The 15,903-nt window shown below is 50.7% G+C and carries 13 protein-coding genes; 4 read left to right on the plus strand and 9 right to left on the minus strand.

Annotation, left to right across the window (positions count from 1 at the left end):
- The first annotated feature begins 216 nt into the window (after window positions 1-216).
- Together HYT76_02510 and HYT76_02515 are read left to right on the plus strand one after the other, a co-directional pair.
- Entirely contained in the window at window positions 217-3,681 is a 3,465-nt protein-coding gene (locus tag HYT76_02510; GenBank protein ID MBI2082417.1) for a CoA activase, read from the plus strand.
- Window positions 3,662-5,227 carry a 2-hydroxyglutaryl-CoA dehydratase gene (locus HYT76_02515; protein MBI2082418.1) on the plus strand — a complete coding sequence of 522 codons (1,566 nt, stop codon included), beginning with the start codon at window positions 3,662-3,664 and terminating at the stop codon, window positions 5,225-5,227. The genes HYT76_02510 and HYT76_02515 overlap by 20 nt, the downstream gene beginning before the upstream one ends.
- On the opposite strand, the gene HYT76_02520 is transcribed toward HYT76_02515, so the two are convergent.
- The 7 genes from HYT76_02520 to HYT76_02550 all read right to left on the minus strand — a co-directional run bounded on the left by HYT76_02520 (window position 5,202) and on the right by HYT76_02550 (window position 12,103).
- Window positions 5,202-5,819 (minus strand): TetR/AcrR family transcriptional regulator, encoded by a 618-nt coding sequence (locus tag HYT76_02520; GenBank protein MBI2082419.1) that lies wholly within the window; start codon window positions 5,817-5,819, stop codon window positions 5,202-5,204. The two genes, HYT76_02515 and HYT76_02520, sit on opposite strands and share 26 nt — an antisense overlap.
- The gene (locus HYT76_02525) at window positions 5,816-7,264 is read right to left on the minus strand and encodes an alkaline phosphatase family protein (GenBank protein MBI2082420.1); all 1,449 of its coding nucleotides are present in this window, start codon (window positions 7,262-7,264) and stop codon (window positions 5,816-5,818) included. The genes HYT76_02520 and HYT76_02525 overlap by 4 nt, the downstream gene beginning before the upstream one ends.
- A 67-nt stretch (window positions 7,265-7,331) precedes the next feature.
- Window positions 7,332-8,501, minus strand: coding sequence for an MFS transporter (locus tag HYT76_02530; GenBank protein MBI2082421.1), 1,170 nt, complete (start codon window positions 8,499-8,501; stop codon window positions 7,332-7,334).
- Window positions 8,502-8,511: 10 nt separating this feature from the next.
- Window positions 8,512-9,216 (minus strand): hypothetical protein, encoded by a 705-nt coding sequence (locus HYT76_02535; GenBank protein ID MBI2082422.1) that lies wholly within the window; start codon window positions 9,214-9,216, stop codon window positions 8,512-8,514.
- Window positions 9,213-9,743 carry a hypothetical protein gene (locus HYT76_02540; GenBank protein MBI2082423.1) on the minus strand — a complete coding sequence of 177 codons (531 nt, stop codon included), beginning with the start codon at window positions 9,741-9,743 and terminating at the stop codon, window positions 9,213-9,215. The genes HYT76_02535 and HYT76_02540 overlap by 4 nt, the downstream gene beginning before the upstream one ends.
- A 108-nt stretch (window positions 9,744-9,851) precedes the next feature.
- A complete protein-coding gene (gene typA, locus HYT76_02545; GenBank protein ID MBI2082424.1) occupies window positions 9,852-11,663 on the minus strand; it encodes a translational GTPase TypA in 1,812 nt (603 codons plus the stop codon).
- 71 nt (window positions 11,664-11,734) lie between these two features.
- Window positions 11,735-12,103 carry a glutathione S-transferase N-terminal domain-containing protein gene (locus HYT76_02550; protein MBI2082425.1) on the minus strand — a complete coding sequence of 123 codons (369 nt, stop codon included), beginning with the start codon at window positions 12,101-12,103 and terminating at the stop codon, window positions 11,735-11,737.
- Between the two features lie 118 nt (window positions 12,104-12,221).
- On the opposite strand from HYT76_02550, the gene HYT76_02555 reads away from it, so the two are divergent.
- Entirely contained in the window at window positions 12,222-12,731 is a 510-nt protein-coding gene (locus HYT76_02555) for a peptidylprolyl isomerase (protein ID MBI2082426.1), read from the plus strand.
- A 72-nt stretch (window positions 12,732-12,803) separates the two neighbouring features.
- Here HYT76_02555 and HYT76_02560 read toward each other — a convergent pair whose 3' ends face one another.
- Together HYT76_02560 and HYT76_02565 are read right to left on the minus strand one after the other, a co-directional pair.
- Window positions 12,804-14,030 (minus strand): DEAD/DEAH box helicase, encoded by a 1,227-nt coding sequence (locus HYT76_02560; GenBank protein MBI2082427.1) that lies wholly within the window; start codon window positions 14,028-14,030, stop codon window positions 12,804-12,806.
- A 19-nt stretch (window positions 14,031-14,049) separates the two neighbouring features.
- A complete protein-coding gene (locus HYT76_02565) occupies window positions 14,050-14,580 on the minus strand; it encodes a DNA-deoxyinosine glycosylase (protein ID MBI2082428.1) in 531 nt (176 codons plus the stop codon).
- Between the two features lie 135 nt (window positions 14,581-14,715).
- Between HYT76_02565 and HYT76_02570 the strand changes: the two genes are divergently transcribed.
- On the plus strand, window positions 14,716-15,885 hold the full coding sequence (locus HYT76_02570; GenBank protein MBI2082429.1) for a hypothetical protein: 1,170 nt from the start codon (window positions 14,716-14,718) through the stop codon (window positions 15,883-15,885).
- Window positions 15,886-15,903 lie beyond the last annotated feature (18 nt).

A 15,903-nucleotide genomic window follows, 5' to 3' on the forward strand; every position in this document is an offset into this window, starting at 1 on the left:
ACCCCTCTGGATTTGATTCCCCGCTGAGTTTTTTTAAACCCATTTACGATCCAAATTCTGACATCTTGAGTAAGGATAATTTTCTTGATCTCCACGTCAAATTATTTTACCTACCTCTAACTAGACTGACATGTCAGTTTAGTTAATGGGTGGGGAGAATTTCCAGTGATAGTGAGTGAGCATCAGCAAAATCGGATCTCTCTCCCCGATCAACTCATGATCGGGGTCGATGTCGGTTCCACGACGGTCAAGGCGACTGTTGTCGATCCCTCCAACCTCCAGATCCTCTGGCAGGATTATCAACGTCACGAAACCAGACAGCCGGAAAAGGTCATGGAGTTCCTCGTCCGGATCGGAAACGAATTCAACGACGTCCCGAAGGAGAAGATCCGGGTCTTTATGACCGGTTCGGGGGCAGCACCACTTTGTGATCCGGTCGGTGCCAAATTTGTCCAAGAAGTGAATGCGGTCACCCTTACCGTGGAGAAGCTCCATCCCGATGTCGGTTCTGTTGTGGAGCTCGGTGGGCAGGATGCCAAGATTATTATTTTTAAGGTCAACGAGGAGACCGGGGAAAAGCAGGCGATCAACTCGATGAATGACAAGTGTGCCTCGGGCACGGGTGCCACCATCGATAAATGCATGATCAAGGTTGGTGCGGAACCAAAACTGGTCCAGGGTCTGGAATACGATGGGACCAAATTGCATCATGTTGCTGCCAAGTGTGGTGTCTTTGCCGAGACCGATATCGTGAATCTTGTGAAGGCCGCCTTGCCAGCTAGCGAGATCCTGAATTCCTTGGCCGATGCGATCGTGATGCAGAATCTCTCCGTTCTGACCCGTGGGAATACCCTTCGACACAAGGTATTGTTGCTCGGTGGGCCGAATACGTATCTGCCGTTTTTGCAGCAGTGTTGGCGGAAGCGGATCCCGGAGACCTGGGAGCAGAGGGGTTACCCGTATCCAAAAGATATTCCGATCGAGGAGTTGATCCTGGTTCCCGAAAACGCCCAATACTACGCCGCCTACGGGGCCGTCCTTTACGGGATGTATGAGGCAGCCTCTGTCGGACAATATAAAGGGCTCTCCGAACTGAAAGAATTCATCGCGCATGGGCGGAAGTCTCGGTTGGGAGAAAAGGCCGGCTCACCCCTCGTTAAAGATATCGAGGAGCTCGAGGTGTTTAAGAAACAGTATACGATACCAAAATTCAAACCGGTCAGTTTTCGACCCGGCCAAGGGGTGCGTGGCTATATTGGATTGGATGGCGGTTCGACCTCCTCGAAGGCGGTTCTTGTTGATGAAAATGGCGAAATACTCTTGAAGGCCTACCAACTCTCCAAGGGAAATCCGATTCAGGATACGAAGGAAATCCTGAAACAGATGAAGGATTATGTCACCTCACAAGGGGCGACTCTCGAAGTCTTGGGTTTTGGGGCGACCGGTTACGCAGCTGATGTCCTCGAGTCTTCGGTAAAATCAGACGTGAATATCGTCGAGACTGTTGCCCATATGATGAGTGCGGTCCATTTCTTCGGCGATGTCGATGTCATTTGTGACATTGGGGGACAAGATATCAAAGTCCTCTTCATGCAAAACGGTGATATCAAGAATTTCAAGCTCTCGAATCAATGCTCGGCCGGGAACGGGATGCTCCTGCAGGCGATGGCGGATCAGTTTGGGATCAAGGTGCAAGACTACGCCGATGTTGCCTTCCAGGCCTCCCTGTCACCGAAATTTTCCTACGGCTGCGCCGTTTTTCTCGATAGTGACCGTGTCAATTTCCAAAAAGAGGGTTTTGCGAAGGAAGAGCTTCTCGCTGGACTCGCCCAGGTCTTGCCAAAAAATATCTGGCAGTATGTTGTTCAGATCCCGCGTCTTGCCGAACTTGGCCGACGCTTTGTCCTTCAGGGAGGCACTCAATACAACCTCGCCGCCGTGAAGGCACAGGTCGATTATATTAAGAATAGGGTTCCCGATGCGGAGATCCTGATCCATCCGCATACTGGTGAAGCAGGGGCGATTGGTGCCGCGATGGAGACGCGCCGGGTGGTTCAACGTCGAGGCTATTCAACCTTTGTCGGGCTTGATGCCGCCACTGATCTCAAATTCAATTCGCGCAATGACGAATCGACCCGTTGTCACTTCTGTCCCAACAACTGCAGCCGGACGTTTATTGATACCGAGACACCGGACGGAGGCACGGCACGTTATATCTCAGGATTTAGCTGTGAGAAGGGGACGGTCGAATCGGAAGAGGAGATGGTGAAACTCGCGAAGAAGAGAAATGATCTTAAAAAATCGTATCCAAATCTGGTCGATTATGAGGCAAAGGCGCTTTTCAAATTCTACGAAACAGAACCACTCCCCGTTGCGGGGACGATTATTCATGATATCGAGGTCAAAAAGACGCTATTTGGAAATATCAAAAGGATTCCGATTCAACGCCCCTTTAGGAGATCTTCTGAAGAATCTGCGAAGAAGAGGGGGAAGATCCGGATGGCGATTCCACGGGTCCTGAATATTTACAGTACCGCCCCGATCTGGAGGGCCTATTTTCAAACCTTGGGGATCTCCTCAAACAACATTGTCTTTTCGGATTACACCTCTGAGGAGATGTGGCGTGATGGGGGGAAATACGGATCGATTGATCCCTGTTACCCCTCGAAGGTCGCCCAGGCCCATATCCATAATCTTTTATTCCAGAAACATTCGGAGGAGAAACCGCTCCACTATATTTTCTTTCCGATCCTGACCCATGTCCCCTCTTTTGTTACAGGATCAATTGACACCGCCGCCTGTCCGATCGTTGCAGGTTCTCCAGAGGTGATGAAGGCTGCCTTTACGAAGGAGCATGATTTTTTTGCCGAGCGGGGGATTCAGTATCTAGATCCCGCCATGACCTTAAACGAGCCAAATCTTTTTAAGAGTCAGATGTTCGAGGCGTTTGGTCCAATCCTCGAAGTGACGGAGGATGAGAGTGACTGGGCGGTGGAGCAAGGCTGGAAGGCCCTAAACATGCTGGATAACGAGATGCAAACAAAGGGGCGTGAGATCCTGGAATGGGCAGAGCGGGAGGGGAAGATGACTCTGCTCATGTTGGGTCGTCCCTACCATCTCGATCCGGGCCTCAATCACTCGGTCCTCGATGAGTTTCAGATCCTGGGCTATCCGGTCCTTTCTATCCGATCGATTCCAAAAGACCTTGAGTATTTGGGAAGGCTTTTCCAGCAGGATCTTGAGGAAGGGGTCATTCAGTCTCCGCTCGAGATCGGAGATGTCTGGGCCGAGAACTACAGCGCCAATAGTTCTCAAAAGGTTTGGGCTTCAAAGTTCGCCGCTCGCCACCGCAATGTTGCTGTGATCGATCTTTCCAGTTTCAAATGTGGGCATGACGCCCCGACCTATGGGATTATTGATAAGATCATCAGCACGGCGCATACCCCCTATTCGGCACTGCATGATATCGATGCCAACAAGCCATCTGGTTCGATCAAGATCCGTGTGAAAACTTATGCCCATACCCTTTCACTCCGCGAGGAGGCCTTAGTTGACCTCAAGAAAAAAGAGGCGGAGCTTCAGAGACGACTTGTGGAGAAAAAAATGGAACTTCAACAAAAATTGGTCCCTTTACCGACCTACCATGAAAAGGAGATTAGCCATGGAACTGCCAGCCTATAAAATGGAAGAAGAACTCGCGAAATTTGAGGAAGAAGAGCGAAATCGTCTCGGTCTCGCCCCGCATCGAAAGAAGCAGTGGCAGGACAAGATCAACCGTGAGTTTTATGCCGACCAGAGACCCCACACGACCATTCTGGTTTCTGGCCTTACGCTCGCCCACGACAGTTTTGTCCAGGCCGGACTCACAGGACTCGGCTATCAAGTCGAGGCGCTTGAAGGGCCTGACAATGAATCGCTGCAGTTTGGGAAGGAGTTTGGAAATCGTGGGCAGTGCAATCCGACCTATTTTACTGTTGGGAATCTTGTGAAACATCTTGTGAAGCTCCGTGAGAAGGGACTCTCCTCGCAAGAGGTTGTCGATAAATATCTCTTCCTCACAGCAGGGGCCTGTGGGCCATGTCGATTCGGGATGTATGTAACCGAATACCGCAAGGCGCTTCGCGATGCCGGTTTTGATGGCTTTCGTGTGATGCTCTTCGATGCGAATGGCGGCATGAAGCAGGCGACCGGTCGTGAAATCGGTCTCAAGATTGATCGCCCATTTTTCCTGACCCTCGCAAAGGCGATCCTCGGTGGAGATGCCCTCAATGCGATCATGTACCGAATCCGACCGTACGAGGTGGTTCCTGGTTCTACAGACAAGGCAATCGCGGAGTGTCGGGAAATTGTTCGGGACGCCCTGCGAGAGGGACGTTCCATTTTCCGCGCCCTTTATCACTGTCGCAAGGTTCTGCAGAAGGTTGAGGTCGATCGAACCCTCGTGAGACCGAAGGTCACCATCATCGGTGAATTCTGGGCGATGACCACAGAGGGGGAAGGGAACTACCGTCTTCAGAGATTTCTGGAGCAGGAAGGGGCCGAGGTCGATATTCAACTGATTACGAATTGGATCCTTTATAACCTCTGGCAGGCAAAGATCGACACCCGTCGACGGATGACTCTGAGGGCTGCTGACCTTGAGGCGAGGAAGGGCCTGAAAACGACACAGATCGCAAAACGATTTCTGATCTTGAAAGCTGCCGAACTTGCCTTGAAGGGGACCTTTTACACCTTTGCACGACTCTTGGGACTTCGCCCGTATCATCTCCCGGATATGGAAGAGAACGCTGCGCTCGCCTCCGAACATTACAACACGGAGCTTCGTGGTGGTGAGGGGCATATGGAGGTGGGCAAGTTGATTCAAACGGTGATCCACAATAAGGCCCATATGGTGATCTCGGTGAAACCGTTCGGATGCATGCCCTCGTCCGGTGTTTCAGATGGCGTCCAGACGATTATCACCGAAAAACTTCCCCAAGCGATCTTTCTTCCGATTGAGACAAGCGGCGATGGGGCGGTCAACGTCTACAGCCGGATCCAGATGATGCTCTTCAAGGCAAAACGAGTCGCTGAGAAAGAGTACGAAGAGCTGCTCTCGAAGAAGGGGCTCACTGTCGAACAGGTGCGGGAGAAGATCCGCGCCGATCGCAAACTTCGAAAGGCGACCCATTATAGTCCTCATGTGGTTGCGGGGACAGCCGCTAATTTTCTGTTGGAAGCGGCATAATTCCGGGCTTGGCGATTGCCGAGATCACGAGTCGATAGATCTCCTCGACAATGATATTTTTTTCAGGTGCCTTCCTCTGGATCAGCGACTGGTAGAAAATTTCCTTGAAGGCACCGAGGAGGGCGATCGCCATCACTTCGACATTCCCCTCTCTCACAAACCCCATCTCTTGACCCTGGTTTAACCCTCTCTGGATGAGGTCGAGGAGCTGGCCATAAAAATTCCTGAGTCGTTTATCGAGCTCCGGATCCAAGCCAACCGCCTCATTGAAGAGGATCTTGGCCAGCAATGAATTTTTTAAGAGAAGATCTGTGACCCTCTCGATATTTCCACGAAGTTGAGTTGGAATCTTCATCACCGCATCGCGCGGAAGCGTCCTGACCTCCTCTCGAACGCGTCCAAAAAGCTCCAACATGATCGCATCAAAGATCTCGCGTTTCCCCTCAAAATAAAGATAAAAGGTTCCCCGGGCGACCCCTGCCTCTTCAATAATATCTGAAACCTGCGTCCGATGATAACCACGACGGCCGAAGGCCTCGATCGCTGCCTTAATCAGTTGACGCCGTCTTTCATCTTTTGAAAAATGTTTCATAATCGAATTTCAATCTCAAACAGCTTCGCTACCCTTTGCGTCACCCGATCCATCTCCTTGAGAATAACGTTTACCTTCTTGTTAAGACCTGTCGTATCGACCTCTGCAAGACCATAGATCGACACTGTTCTTTTGAGATGACCGGGAATCTGTGCTGGCGGATCTCCCCACCAGGGAGGGCGAAAAAGCGAAACCGCACTCTCCAGTAGAGGTTCTTCCGGTCGTACCGATGGTGGCCGGGATGACTGACTGGTATTGAGGGGTGACGCTGACACCTCAAAAACAGTCCCGGAATGATCCTTCAATGAATAAACAGCCCCGTTTTTCGAACGAGAAATCGGGGAGATCTGATCGGCACCCTGAATCAGATCAACACTGGGCCAGTGTTGGTCCCCGGAAAGGACAAGGACTCCTCGAATGGAGTTCTCCTTGATGAAATCGAGGATCTTCTGCCGCTCTTTTTTATAGCCAGCCCAACTATCGATTGCTTCTGGCCGATCCCTCGGTCTGTCACCTCCAAAGTCATTCCATGAGACACTTGAAAAGATCACCTTGAGTGGTATTCCGTGTTCTTCGGATTCCTTCAGGGCTTTGAGCAACCACTTGAGTTGTCTCTTCCCCAACATCGTTTTTCTCCCACCATCTTTCTCAAAGATCGATGAGCGGTACCACCGCGTATCGAGGGCAAAAAAATCGACGTCAGAGATTCGAAACTGATAGTAGAGTCCTTGTTGAGGTTCGACAAAAGGGTAGCGAGGAAATGTCTCCTTAAAGACGCTCCTCGAAACCACTTTAAAATGATAATTCCGGTCACCGTTGTTCATCCCATAATCATGATCGTCCCAGATCGCCGCTACCGGTATTCCCCGAAACAGGTTTTGGAAATGTCCGTCCAAATTTCTCTGATACTTCCCACGGAACGCCTCCAGGGGTGATCCCTCTCTCTCCTTCTTCTTATTCAGGTCCCCATCGGAATCGGCGTAGATACTATCACCCAGGAGGGCCACAAAATCTGGCGACTCTTTTTGAATCGCCTCAAAGACATGATGGGGTTTAAACTTCTCCCGGAAGCAGGAGGAAAAGACGAATCGAAATTTCCCCGGTCTTTCCTCTTCCTGAAATCCCTTGAGACTGATCCATTCTCCAGGTGGTGAATGTCCAAACTCAACACGATACTGGTGGGGGGTCTTTGCCTTGATACCTTCCAGCCAGAGGGTCGTTGAATAATCAGCTGATTTTTTGAGTGGAGACCAGTCGGTCGACTGGATCTTCTGACTTCCCTCCTCCCGAAAGGAGATCCGCACCCGATCCTCTTCGATTCCCCTCACAAGGATTGGGACTCTTCCGTTTTGAGGGATACCGACGACCGGTGCCCGACTCAGTGACCCTTCCGCCCCTGAAACAAAGGGCAAAAAAAGAAAAACGACCGCCAGTAATCGTTTCATAGGTGTATGGCCCACCGTAGCTCTTAAAAAAAACATAGGGAAGATTTTTTTCGAGGCGGTGATGAAGCTACCTCAACCACCGTCTTGCCCACGGCAAGAAAAGATAACTCGGGAAGGCGAAGAGAAAGGTGAGAAAAAAGAAGTTCGAATAACCCAGTGATTCAACCGCGAGTCCACTCCAACCCCCAAAAAAACGGGTGAGTCCAAATAACGCCGAGAGAAGCGCATACTGTGTCGCCGCCTGGCTTTTTTCGCAGATCCTCATGAGGAAGGCGAGAAACGCCGCCGTCCCAAGCCCGCCCGTAAACGATTCGAAGAGTGAGGCGCCATAGAGAAACATCTTTGGCAGATTGAGAGCGGCAACGGCACCGTAGTTCAAATTCGAAATCGCCTGTGTGATCCCCAAGACCCAGAGGCCGCGAAAGATTCCATAACGACTCGTGAAAACCCCTCCTATCATTGCCCCTACGATCGTCATGAGCGCCCCACCAATCGTCGAGATTGCCCCGATCTCCTCCGGTGTCATCCCGCGATCGACCCAGAACGGTTTCACCATTGGCCCCATCAACAAGTCCCCCATTTTGTAGGTCAGAATAAAAAGGAAGACCGGAATCGCACCGGAACGGGTAATGAATTTTAGAAACTGTTCCTTCCATTCGTGGCCTGTCTGTCGAGTGACCTCGATCTGCGGGAGGAGTCTGGTCACGAGCGCCATGAGAAGAAACGTCCCACCGAGCAGGAAATAGATCGCCTGCCACCCGAGGGGCCTCACCAGAAACATGGTTCCTCCGCCACCCGCCATGAGTGCAATCCGGTAGAGACTGACACGAAAGCCATTGACGACCCCTTCCTCCCCCTTTTCCACGAGACCGATCGAATAGGCATCGATCGCGATATCCTGCGTCGCCGAGGTCAGTGAGAAGAGAAGAAGAACGGTCCACAGGGGGAGGGCGGGATGAGAGGGATCAAAAAAAGGAATCGAGATGACCCAAACTCCCAATCCCAAGAGGCAAACCGAGATCCAGTTTTGGTAGCGCCCCAAACGATCGACAAGCGGTGACCAGAAGACCTTGATCGCCCATGGCAGGGTCAGAAAAAACATGAATCCGATCTCTTTGAGCGAGACCTGATGCTGACGGAAGTAGACTGGAAGGACATCGTAGACAATCCCAAGTGGTAGCCCTTCGGCGAAGTAGAGGAGTGAGATCCAGAAGAGTTTTTTTCTGAGAGGGATCATAAAATCTGTCTTAAAACCCAAATACTCCTGAATAAAAAGTTCCCTTGCCAACTCCTTTTTTTCTGATCCAGGAAACCTGTCGGAGATCTTTCAAGGCTTGTTGCCGGCTGATGCTGTAATCAATCACCTCCAAGTAATCTCTCAAACGAAATCTCCTCTTATCTGACACTAACTTTTTGAGGAGGTTAAGCCGGCTGGTGAGATCGAAAAGGTAGATCTTCTGCCCCTCTTTGGGTAGCGGTGGATCCGATGCAAGAAACCCCCACTTCTTAAAACCCCAGAGTGGTTTCTGAACCATCTCTTCCATCTTCCTTCCACCGATCCGGTAAAGCCCCAAGAAAAACAGCTGGAGTGGTACCGTGTGTGCACCGATCATGAAGTATCGCATCAGCTCTTTGACCTCTAAAGAGGCGGTAATTTCCAAAACATATTCGCCCACCACGGCCATGAGCGGGAGTGCGTCCCATTGAGATAGTTTTTGTTTAAACACTACGGGATTGATCTGAAATTTTTCTTTTGCAAAGAAATCGATTAATATCTCCAGAAGACGAGGATCGTAGCGGGACTGTAGAAGGGCGAGCACCAAGAGCTCTTCTCCCGAAAGTGAATGGTAGGACCACGAGGTTTTCTCTCCAACGGAGATCGCCCCTTTTTGGGCAAGTTCCCAATAAAGACGCGATGATTCTTTTTCGCTAAGGGGGAGGGAGGCGGTCATGGGCCGACCCCCATTTCCCCACAGAGGTCATCAAACAAATCAGCTGCCTTTTCGGCCCCCGGAATTTTTTTCTCCAAGAGTTCCTGCAGGCGATCATCGACAATTTTAAGGATAGCCCCTTTACGAATCAGTGCCTTCGCATGGGGTATGTCTTTCTCCCTTCCCGCAAAACACTTCATCAAAAGAAGATCCTCTTTCCCCAATGCCGCAACCTCCAAATTTTTCCCCTTGAAGAGGGAGACCAAGCGAGAACCGTAGTCCTTGGGAAGGAGAAACAGAAAGGCAGAAAAATAATCATTAAGCCAGGTTTGGGAGATACCGAGTTCTTTGCCGACCTCACGTACCGCCGCCTTGATAACGTGGAGCTCCAAAGAAGACTTATCTGGAACCCCATCAACATCTTCCGTCACCACCGGGATCCCATGGGCCGCGATGAGTGCCGCCCCTCCCCCAACAATAATGCGTGTCGGTCGATCTATCCGGTGATCCAGCACCTCAAAGGCGAGGTGGATTTTATCTTTATCCATCACTAATAAAATAGCATAGTTACAACATTATGACAACTAATATTATATTGTCGTAAATAAGAGACCTCAGTGATTACTGAATGATGCTGAATTAAAAAGAAAGTGGTCTCACTTCCTGTGAGTGGCTGAGAGGATGTTTTTACGAAGGCGGATATTTTTGGGAGTGGCCTCGACCTGCTCGTCGTCTCGAACAAATTCAATCGCCCGTTCCAGCGTCATCGGGAGAATCGGGCTGAGGACGATGTTTTCATCCTTGCCGGCGGCCCGCATGTTCGAGAGTTTTTTCTCCTTGCAGGGATTGACGTTGAGATCCTGTTCGCGATTGTTTTCGCCGATGATCATCCCTTCATAAACCGGCACCCCCGCCTCAATGAACAATATCCCTCGAGGCTCCAGATGAAACAGTCCATAGGCGACTGAATCTCCCATCCGGTCGGAAACGAGCGAGCCGGTGACACGACTTTTGATCTCTCCGCGGCATGGCTCGTATCCCTGGACGTAAGAGTTCATGAGACCGGTTCCCTTCGTGTCAGTTAAAAATTCGTTGCGGTATCCAATCAATCCACGGGAAGGGATCGAGAATTCCAGTCGAACCCGGCCGGTGCCGTGATTGACCATGTTGATCATACGTCCCTGACGCATCGCCAACTTTTGAGTGATGATCCCGGTAAAATCTTCCTGAATATCCACAAAAAGATGTTCGATCGGTTCGAGTGCCACACCATTCTTTTCCTTCAGAATCACTTGAGGTCGTCCCACACTGAGCTCATACCCCTCGCGACGCATTGTTTCGATCAGGATCGCCATCTGAAATTCACCACGTCCCTTCACGACGAAGGAGTCTGCCGATTCCCCCTCTTCGACACGGAGGGCGACGTTATGCAGCGTCTCTCTTTGCAATCGCTCGAAAATCTTGCGTGACTGAACCCACTGCCCCTCACGCCCGGAAAAGGGAGAGGTATTGATCATGAATTTCATCGAGACGGTCGGCTCGTCGACCATGATTCGTTTCAATGGTTTTGGAAATTCACCGGTGCAGATCGTATCGCCGATCTCGACATCTTCAATCCCCGAGAGCATCGCAATATCCCCTGCCTCGACATGATCCACCTCATGAATCTGGATTCCATCATAAACCTGAAGACTCGAAATCTTGAGGGGTCTGGGTTGCCCCTCTTTCGGAATACAAACCAGGGTGTCATTTTTTTTGACCTGCCCGTTGAAAATCCTGCCGATCGCGAGTCGTCCGACATAATCCGAGTAAGAGAGATTCGTGACCAGCATCTGAAAAGGTTCTTGGGGATCATAACTTGGCGGCGGGATCTCTTGAAGAATCGTATCAAAAAGTGGGGCGAGGCTCACTCCCCTCTTCTCCAGCGTCGGTTGGGCGATCCCATCACGGCCGATGGCATACAGGATCGGGAATTCAATCTGCGTATCATCCGCGTCGAGATCGATGAAGAGGCTGTAAATTTCATTCAAGACCTCTTGGGGACGCGCATCCTTCCGGTCGATCTTGTTAATGACGACGATAATCTTGAGGTGGGACTCAAGCGCCTTCTTCAGGACAAAACGGGTCTGAGGTAGCGGTCCCTCGCAGGCATCGACCAGCAGAATTGCCCCATCGACCATCTTGAGACCCCGTTCCACTTCACCGCCGAAATCGGCATGGCCTGGGGTGTCGATGATATTGATCTTGGTCCCCTTCCAGTGGACCGCGCAATTTTTCGAGGCGATGGTGATCCCGCGTTCCCGTTCGAGATCCATGCTGTCCATGACCCTCTCGTCCACCGCCTGATTCTCACGAAAGGTACCGCTCTGCCGGAGCATAAAATCAACGAGCGTCGTCTTGCCATGATCGACATGCGCGATAATCGCAACGTTTCGGATCTTGGGGTTGGTTGCTAAATGTCTTGTCATAGGCGGGTGGCTCTATCAGAAATGAAATCGATCCACAAGTGTGTGAAGTGCACGATTATTTTATATCATCCTTATACTGTAGAAAATCGTTCGGTCAGGTAGCGGATGATATCGGCTGATTCATACAGCCACTGAGCGGTACCATTTTCTTTTTCGATACGAAGGCAGGGGACCATATGCTGTCCCCCCTGTTCGACCAGCTCTTTCTTGTACTGAGGATTTTTTTGGGCATCGCACGTGACAATATTCAACCCAAGCTTTTTTATTGTGAAACGGACCTTCACACAAAAGGGACAGGCTTTAAATTGATAGAGTGCCAGTCGTGTGGTTTGCTGATCGACCCTTGCCTGTGCCTCTGGGGAACGTCGAACCCCCTTGGGGGCAAAGAGTACCTCGATGAGCAAGATGATTCTTCCTAAGATCCAACGAATGAATTTCATGGTCCTCTCTGTACCCCCTAGACCAAGAGAAGGCAAGTAGGGTAGTGATGATTCCATGAAAATGAAACCGATCCTGATTCTCATTTTATTGGCCCTCTTAGGGGCCGGAAAGGCAGCGATGACCGACTCAAAATTTACCGAACCGAAGCAGCCGTTGAAAGATATTCAAAAACAGACCAAGGCGATCCTTCATACGGAGAAGGGAGATATTACCCTTGAGCTCTACCCGAAGGAGGCCCCTCTCACCGTCACGAATTTTGTGAATCTCTCCAAAGGTGGTTTTTATAACAATCTCACCTTCCATCGGGTCGTTGAGAATTTTGTGATTCAAGGGGGAGATCCGCAGGGAACCGGCGCGGGAGGGCCCGGTTACGACCTTCCGGCCGAGCTAAAGAATAACCCCCACAAACATGTGGAAGGGGCACTGGCGACCGCTAGGTTAGGGGATCAGGTGAATCCGGAAAAACGTTCCAGTGGGAGTCAGTTTTACATCACGCTCGCTCCAACCCCGTTCTTGGATAACAACTACACCGTCTTCGGAAAAGTCACCTCCGGCATGGAGGTCGTAAAAAAGATTCGTGTGGGAGACAAAATTAAGAGCGTTGAGATTCTGGGAGAAGGTCGGTAAAAACAAAAGAACATTCGACCACTTCAGGAACTCCTGAAGAGTCTTAAGAAGTTAGGATAAATTCCGAGTTCCTTACCTACGATACGATCTTTTCCATTGGGAATGATGATGGCGCTGCGCTGGATGATCGGGCATATCCGGCTTTGGTTTTTTATAATCAAAATCAGGAAGCGTCACTCGCGGTAAGGCCTGTTTCAATAATCGTTCAATGTCCCGAATCAACGGCTCCTCTTGACGGTCAACCAATGTAAAGGCGTCTCCCGTGGCATCTGCGCGCGCGGTACGGCCGATCCGATGGATGTACATCTCTGGGGCCTCCGGAACATCCAGATTGATGACATGCGTGATCTCTTCCACATCGATGCCTCGTGCCGCGACGTCAGTGGCGACCAAGATCTGGCTTCGTCCATTTCGAAAATCGTTGAGGGCCCGAAGGCGCTGATTTTGATTGCGGTCACCATGAATCACCGATACCACAAAACCTCTCTTTTGCAGTTTAATGCCCAGCCGATCGGCATTCCGCTTGGTGCGTGTGAAAATCAGTACCGATGTCATCCCTTGCCCCCGCAGGATCTCGATCAAAAGCTCTATTTTAAGGTGGCGAGGCACCGGATAGACGGCATGTCGGATCCCAGTGGCGACAGAAGATCGTTGTCCCACTTGAACCGTCACCGGATTGGTGAGAATCTTGTGCACCAGGGCTGACATCTGAGACGAAAGCGTTGCCGAAAAAACCAGATTTTGCCTTCGGGCGGGCAGGAGTCGGATGATTTGTTGAATGGCGGGGAGAAAACCCATGTCTAACATCTGATCCACTTCATCCAACACAAACGTTTCAATTTCGGAGAGTTTCAGTCGACCGGCCTCCACATGGTCGAGCAGGCGACCGGGTGTGGCAGAAAGTATATCAATTCCGTTCTGGATCGCCGAGATTTGTGGCTGAAACGAAACACCGCCGAAGATCGCGGTCCCCTTGAGATGAACAAAACGGGACAGTGCCTTGAGATGATCCATTGATTGGAGTGCTAATTCCCGTGTCGGTGCCACAATGAGTGCTCGTGGCATCTTGCGCGGGGGGGATTGCAACAAGCGATGAAGGATCGGCAGGACGAATGCGGCGGTCTTTCCGGTCCCGGTTTGGGCAAGCCCAATAACATCGCGCCCCTCCAGAATCGCCGGGATCGCCTGGGCCTGAATCGGCGTCGGCCTTAAGAATCCGAGGTGATGGATTCCCTTTAAAAGATTCGGGTGAAGTTTAAGTGTCTCAAAACCGGCACCGTCACTCTCAGTGGTTTTCACAAGTCTCCTGGTTGCAAAGTCAGGACTGGGTACCTGAATACAGGCTGAAGGTCAATGCCACCTTTAGTTCCCGCTGCCATCGCCTCTTTTTTTGATCCCTCGTGAGCGAGGCGTGGGCTGGGCTGGTGGAAGGCAGGCGGACAAGCTTTAATTTTTGAGAAAAATCACCCAAATTCTTCAAAACCAGTTTTGTAAAAAGATCTTCCGCCTTGTGACCATTAAAAAAGATTGAATGAATCTGCGGGTGGCTGGCAAAGAATGTTTGAAAGTCATTCGGGGTCACGGATCGAATATCAGAGTCCAAACTCCCATCACGTCGGCATTGAAAGGCGACGTCCCAGAGGGCGACACGGTTTTCCTTCAGGATCCGAAGCCTCTCTTCATATTCTAAATGACGACTGGCTCTGAAAAGGGCCCCCATAATATCCCAAAACGCATTGTAGGGGTGGGCGTAGTATTGTTGCTCTTGCAAGGATCTCTCACCCGGCATTGAGCCCAGGATGAGGACCTCCGCATCGGGTGATGCGACAGAAGGGAAGCTTTGGATCATCTCTTCACCTATAAGGCACAACTTTTCTTTTTTTTCACCGAAAAATAAAACAGTATGGCTGGTCCCGCAATAATCTCTGCTCACCCTGCTATTCCCTCAGTCATTTTATCGCCAATAATAGGTGATACTACGCATTTGCCAGAAACCAGCTCCCTTGTGGCGGCTGCTGGTGGTCTGTTAACAGCGACTTTCGCCAGGACCAGATCGTGGCAATTAGCCGGGGGGCTCTTTGGGATTGCCGGGGCTTTCTTTGCCGGTTTTTTTGCAGGAAGATCAGGTCGAGTAGAGGCTTCGTTTCCTTTTCTAACGCCAGCGTGTCTTTCTGCTATATTGTTGACCTCAAAAAAACCTGTTAAATATCCGTTTGGTCGTTTTATTATCATGTTGGGTTTTATGGTTGTCTTTTATGACCTTGGTGCATGGGTCGGCTCCTTTCAAAAGGAATCAGCCGTAAAAATGAGAGAGGATCTTCCAAAGACAGGTTCATCCCCTGACCCAAAAGCGGCTCGCCCATTGAGGCGCTCTTTTATTCCGACACAGCGAGCAGGGCAACTGGCTCCTGCAGAAGATAATCGGATCACGATCTGTCACATCAACCACGAAAGCGGAAAAGTTCTTCTCTCGGATGGCCGAGAGATTTCAGTCGAAGGTTATGATGAACGGGACATGACGGAAGAGGAGTGGGCTCAGGTGAGACCGGGGCATGCCTTTCAAGAAGGGAATACCCGGGTGCAGGTGGGTGAGTATTACGGCTTTCTAGGTCCCGACTTTGATGCAGAGAATGAGATTGTTGCCTGTGGGAAGGTAAGGGCAAGCAGAACCATTGATATCGATATAGCCGGTGCCATTAGGGGGGGGTCCACTCTGAAGTACAATTATCATAAGGCGAATGAGTTTTTTGACAACCGGAGGATTCCGATTCATCAGGGTCAGTTTGTACGAGATACGTTTTGGTATGTCAGTGTTGATAACGAAACCGATCTGAGAGGGCCTGGTGTCCGTGCGCTCATGAGCGGTCTTTCTCTTATGTATGGTACTGAAGGAGAGTTGCTCGTTATTTCCCTGGATCTAGATCGCGACCGACTCTTGGCTCACCTTCAGCCAGGAAGACCGATTCCTCCCCCTGCCTTTTCTGGCAATAAAGTGGGGATTTCCTGCCGTCCCACCGGAATCTGCAAAGTGCCTATCGACCAGCTACCCGGGGGAGTTTTGACCCCCGAACTGGAAGGAATCTTCCGTGAGCTAGTCAGTACCTATTTTGACATCGATTCTGCCTTTGGTCCTCCTGCTCCACAAGATCCGTAGAGAAAATCGACTGTCATG

This window comes from Deltaproteobacteria bacterium (assembly GCA_016180845.1).
In the GTDB taxonomy this organism is placed as follows: Bacteria; UBA10199; UBA10199; order JACPAL01; family JACPAL01; genus JACPAK01.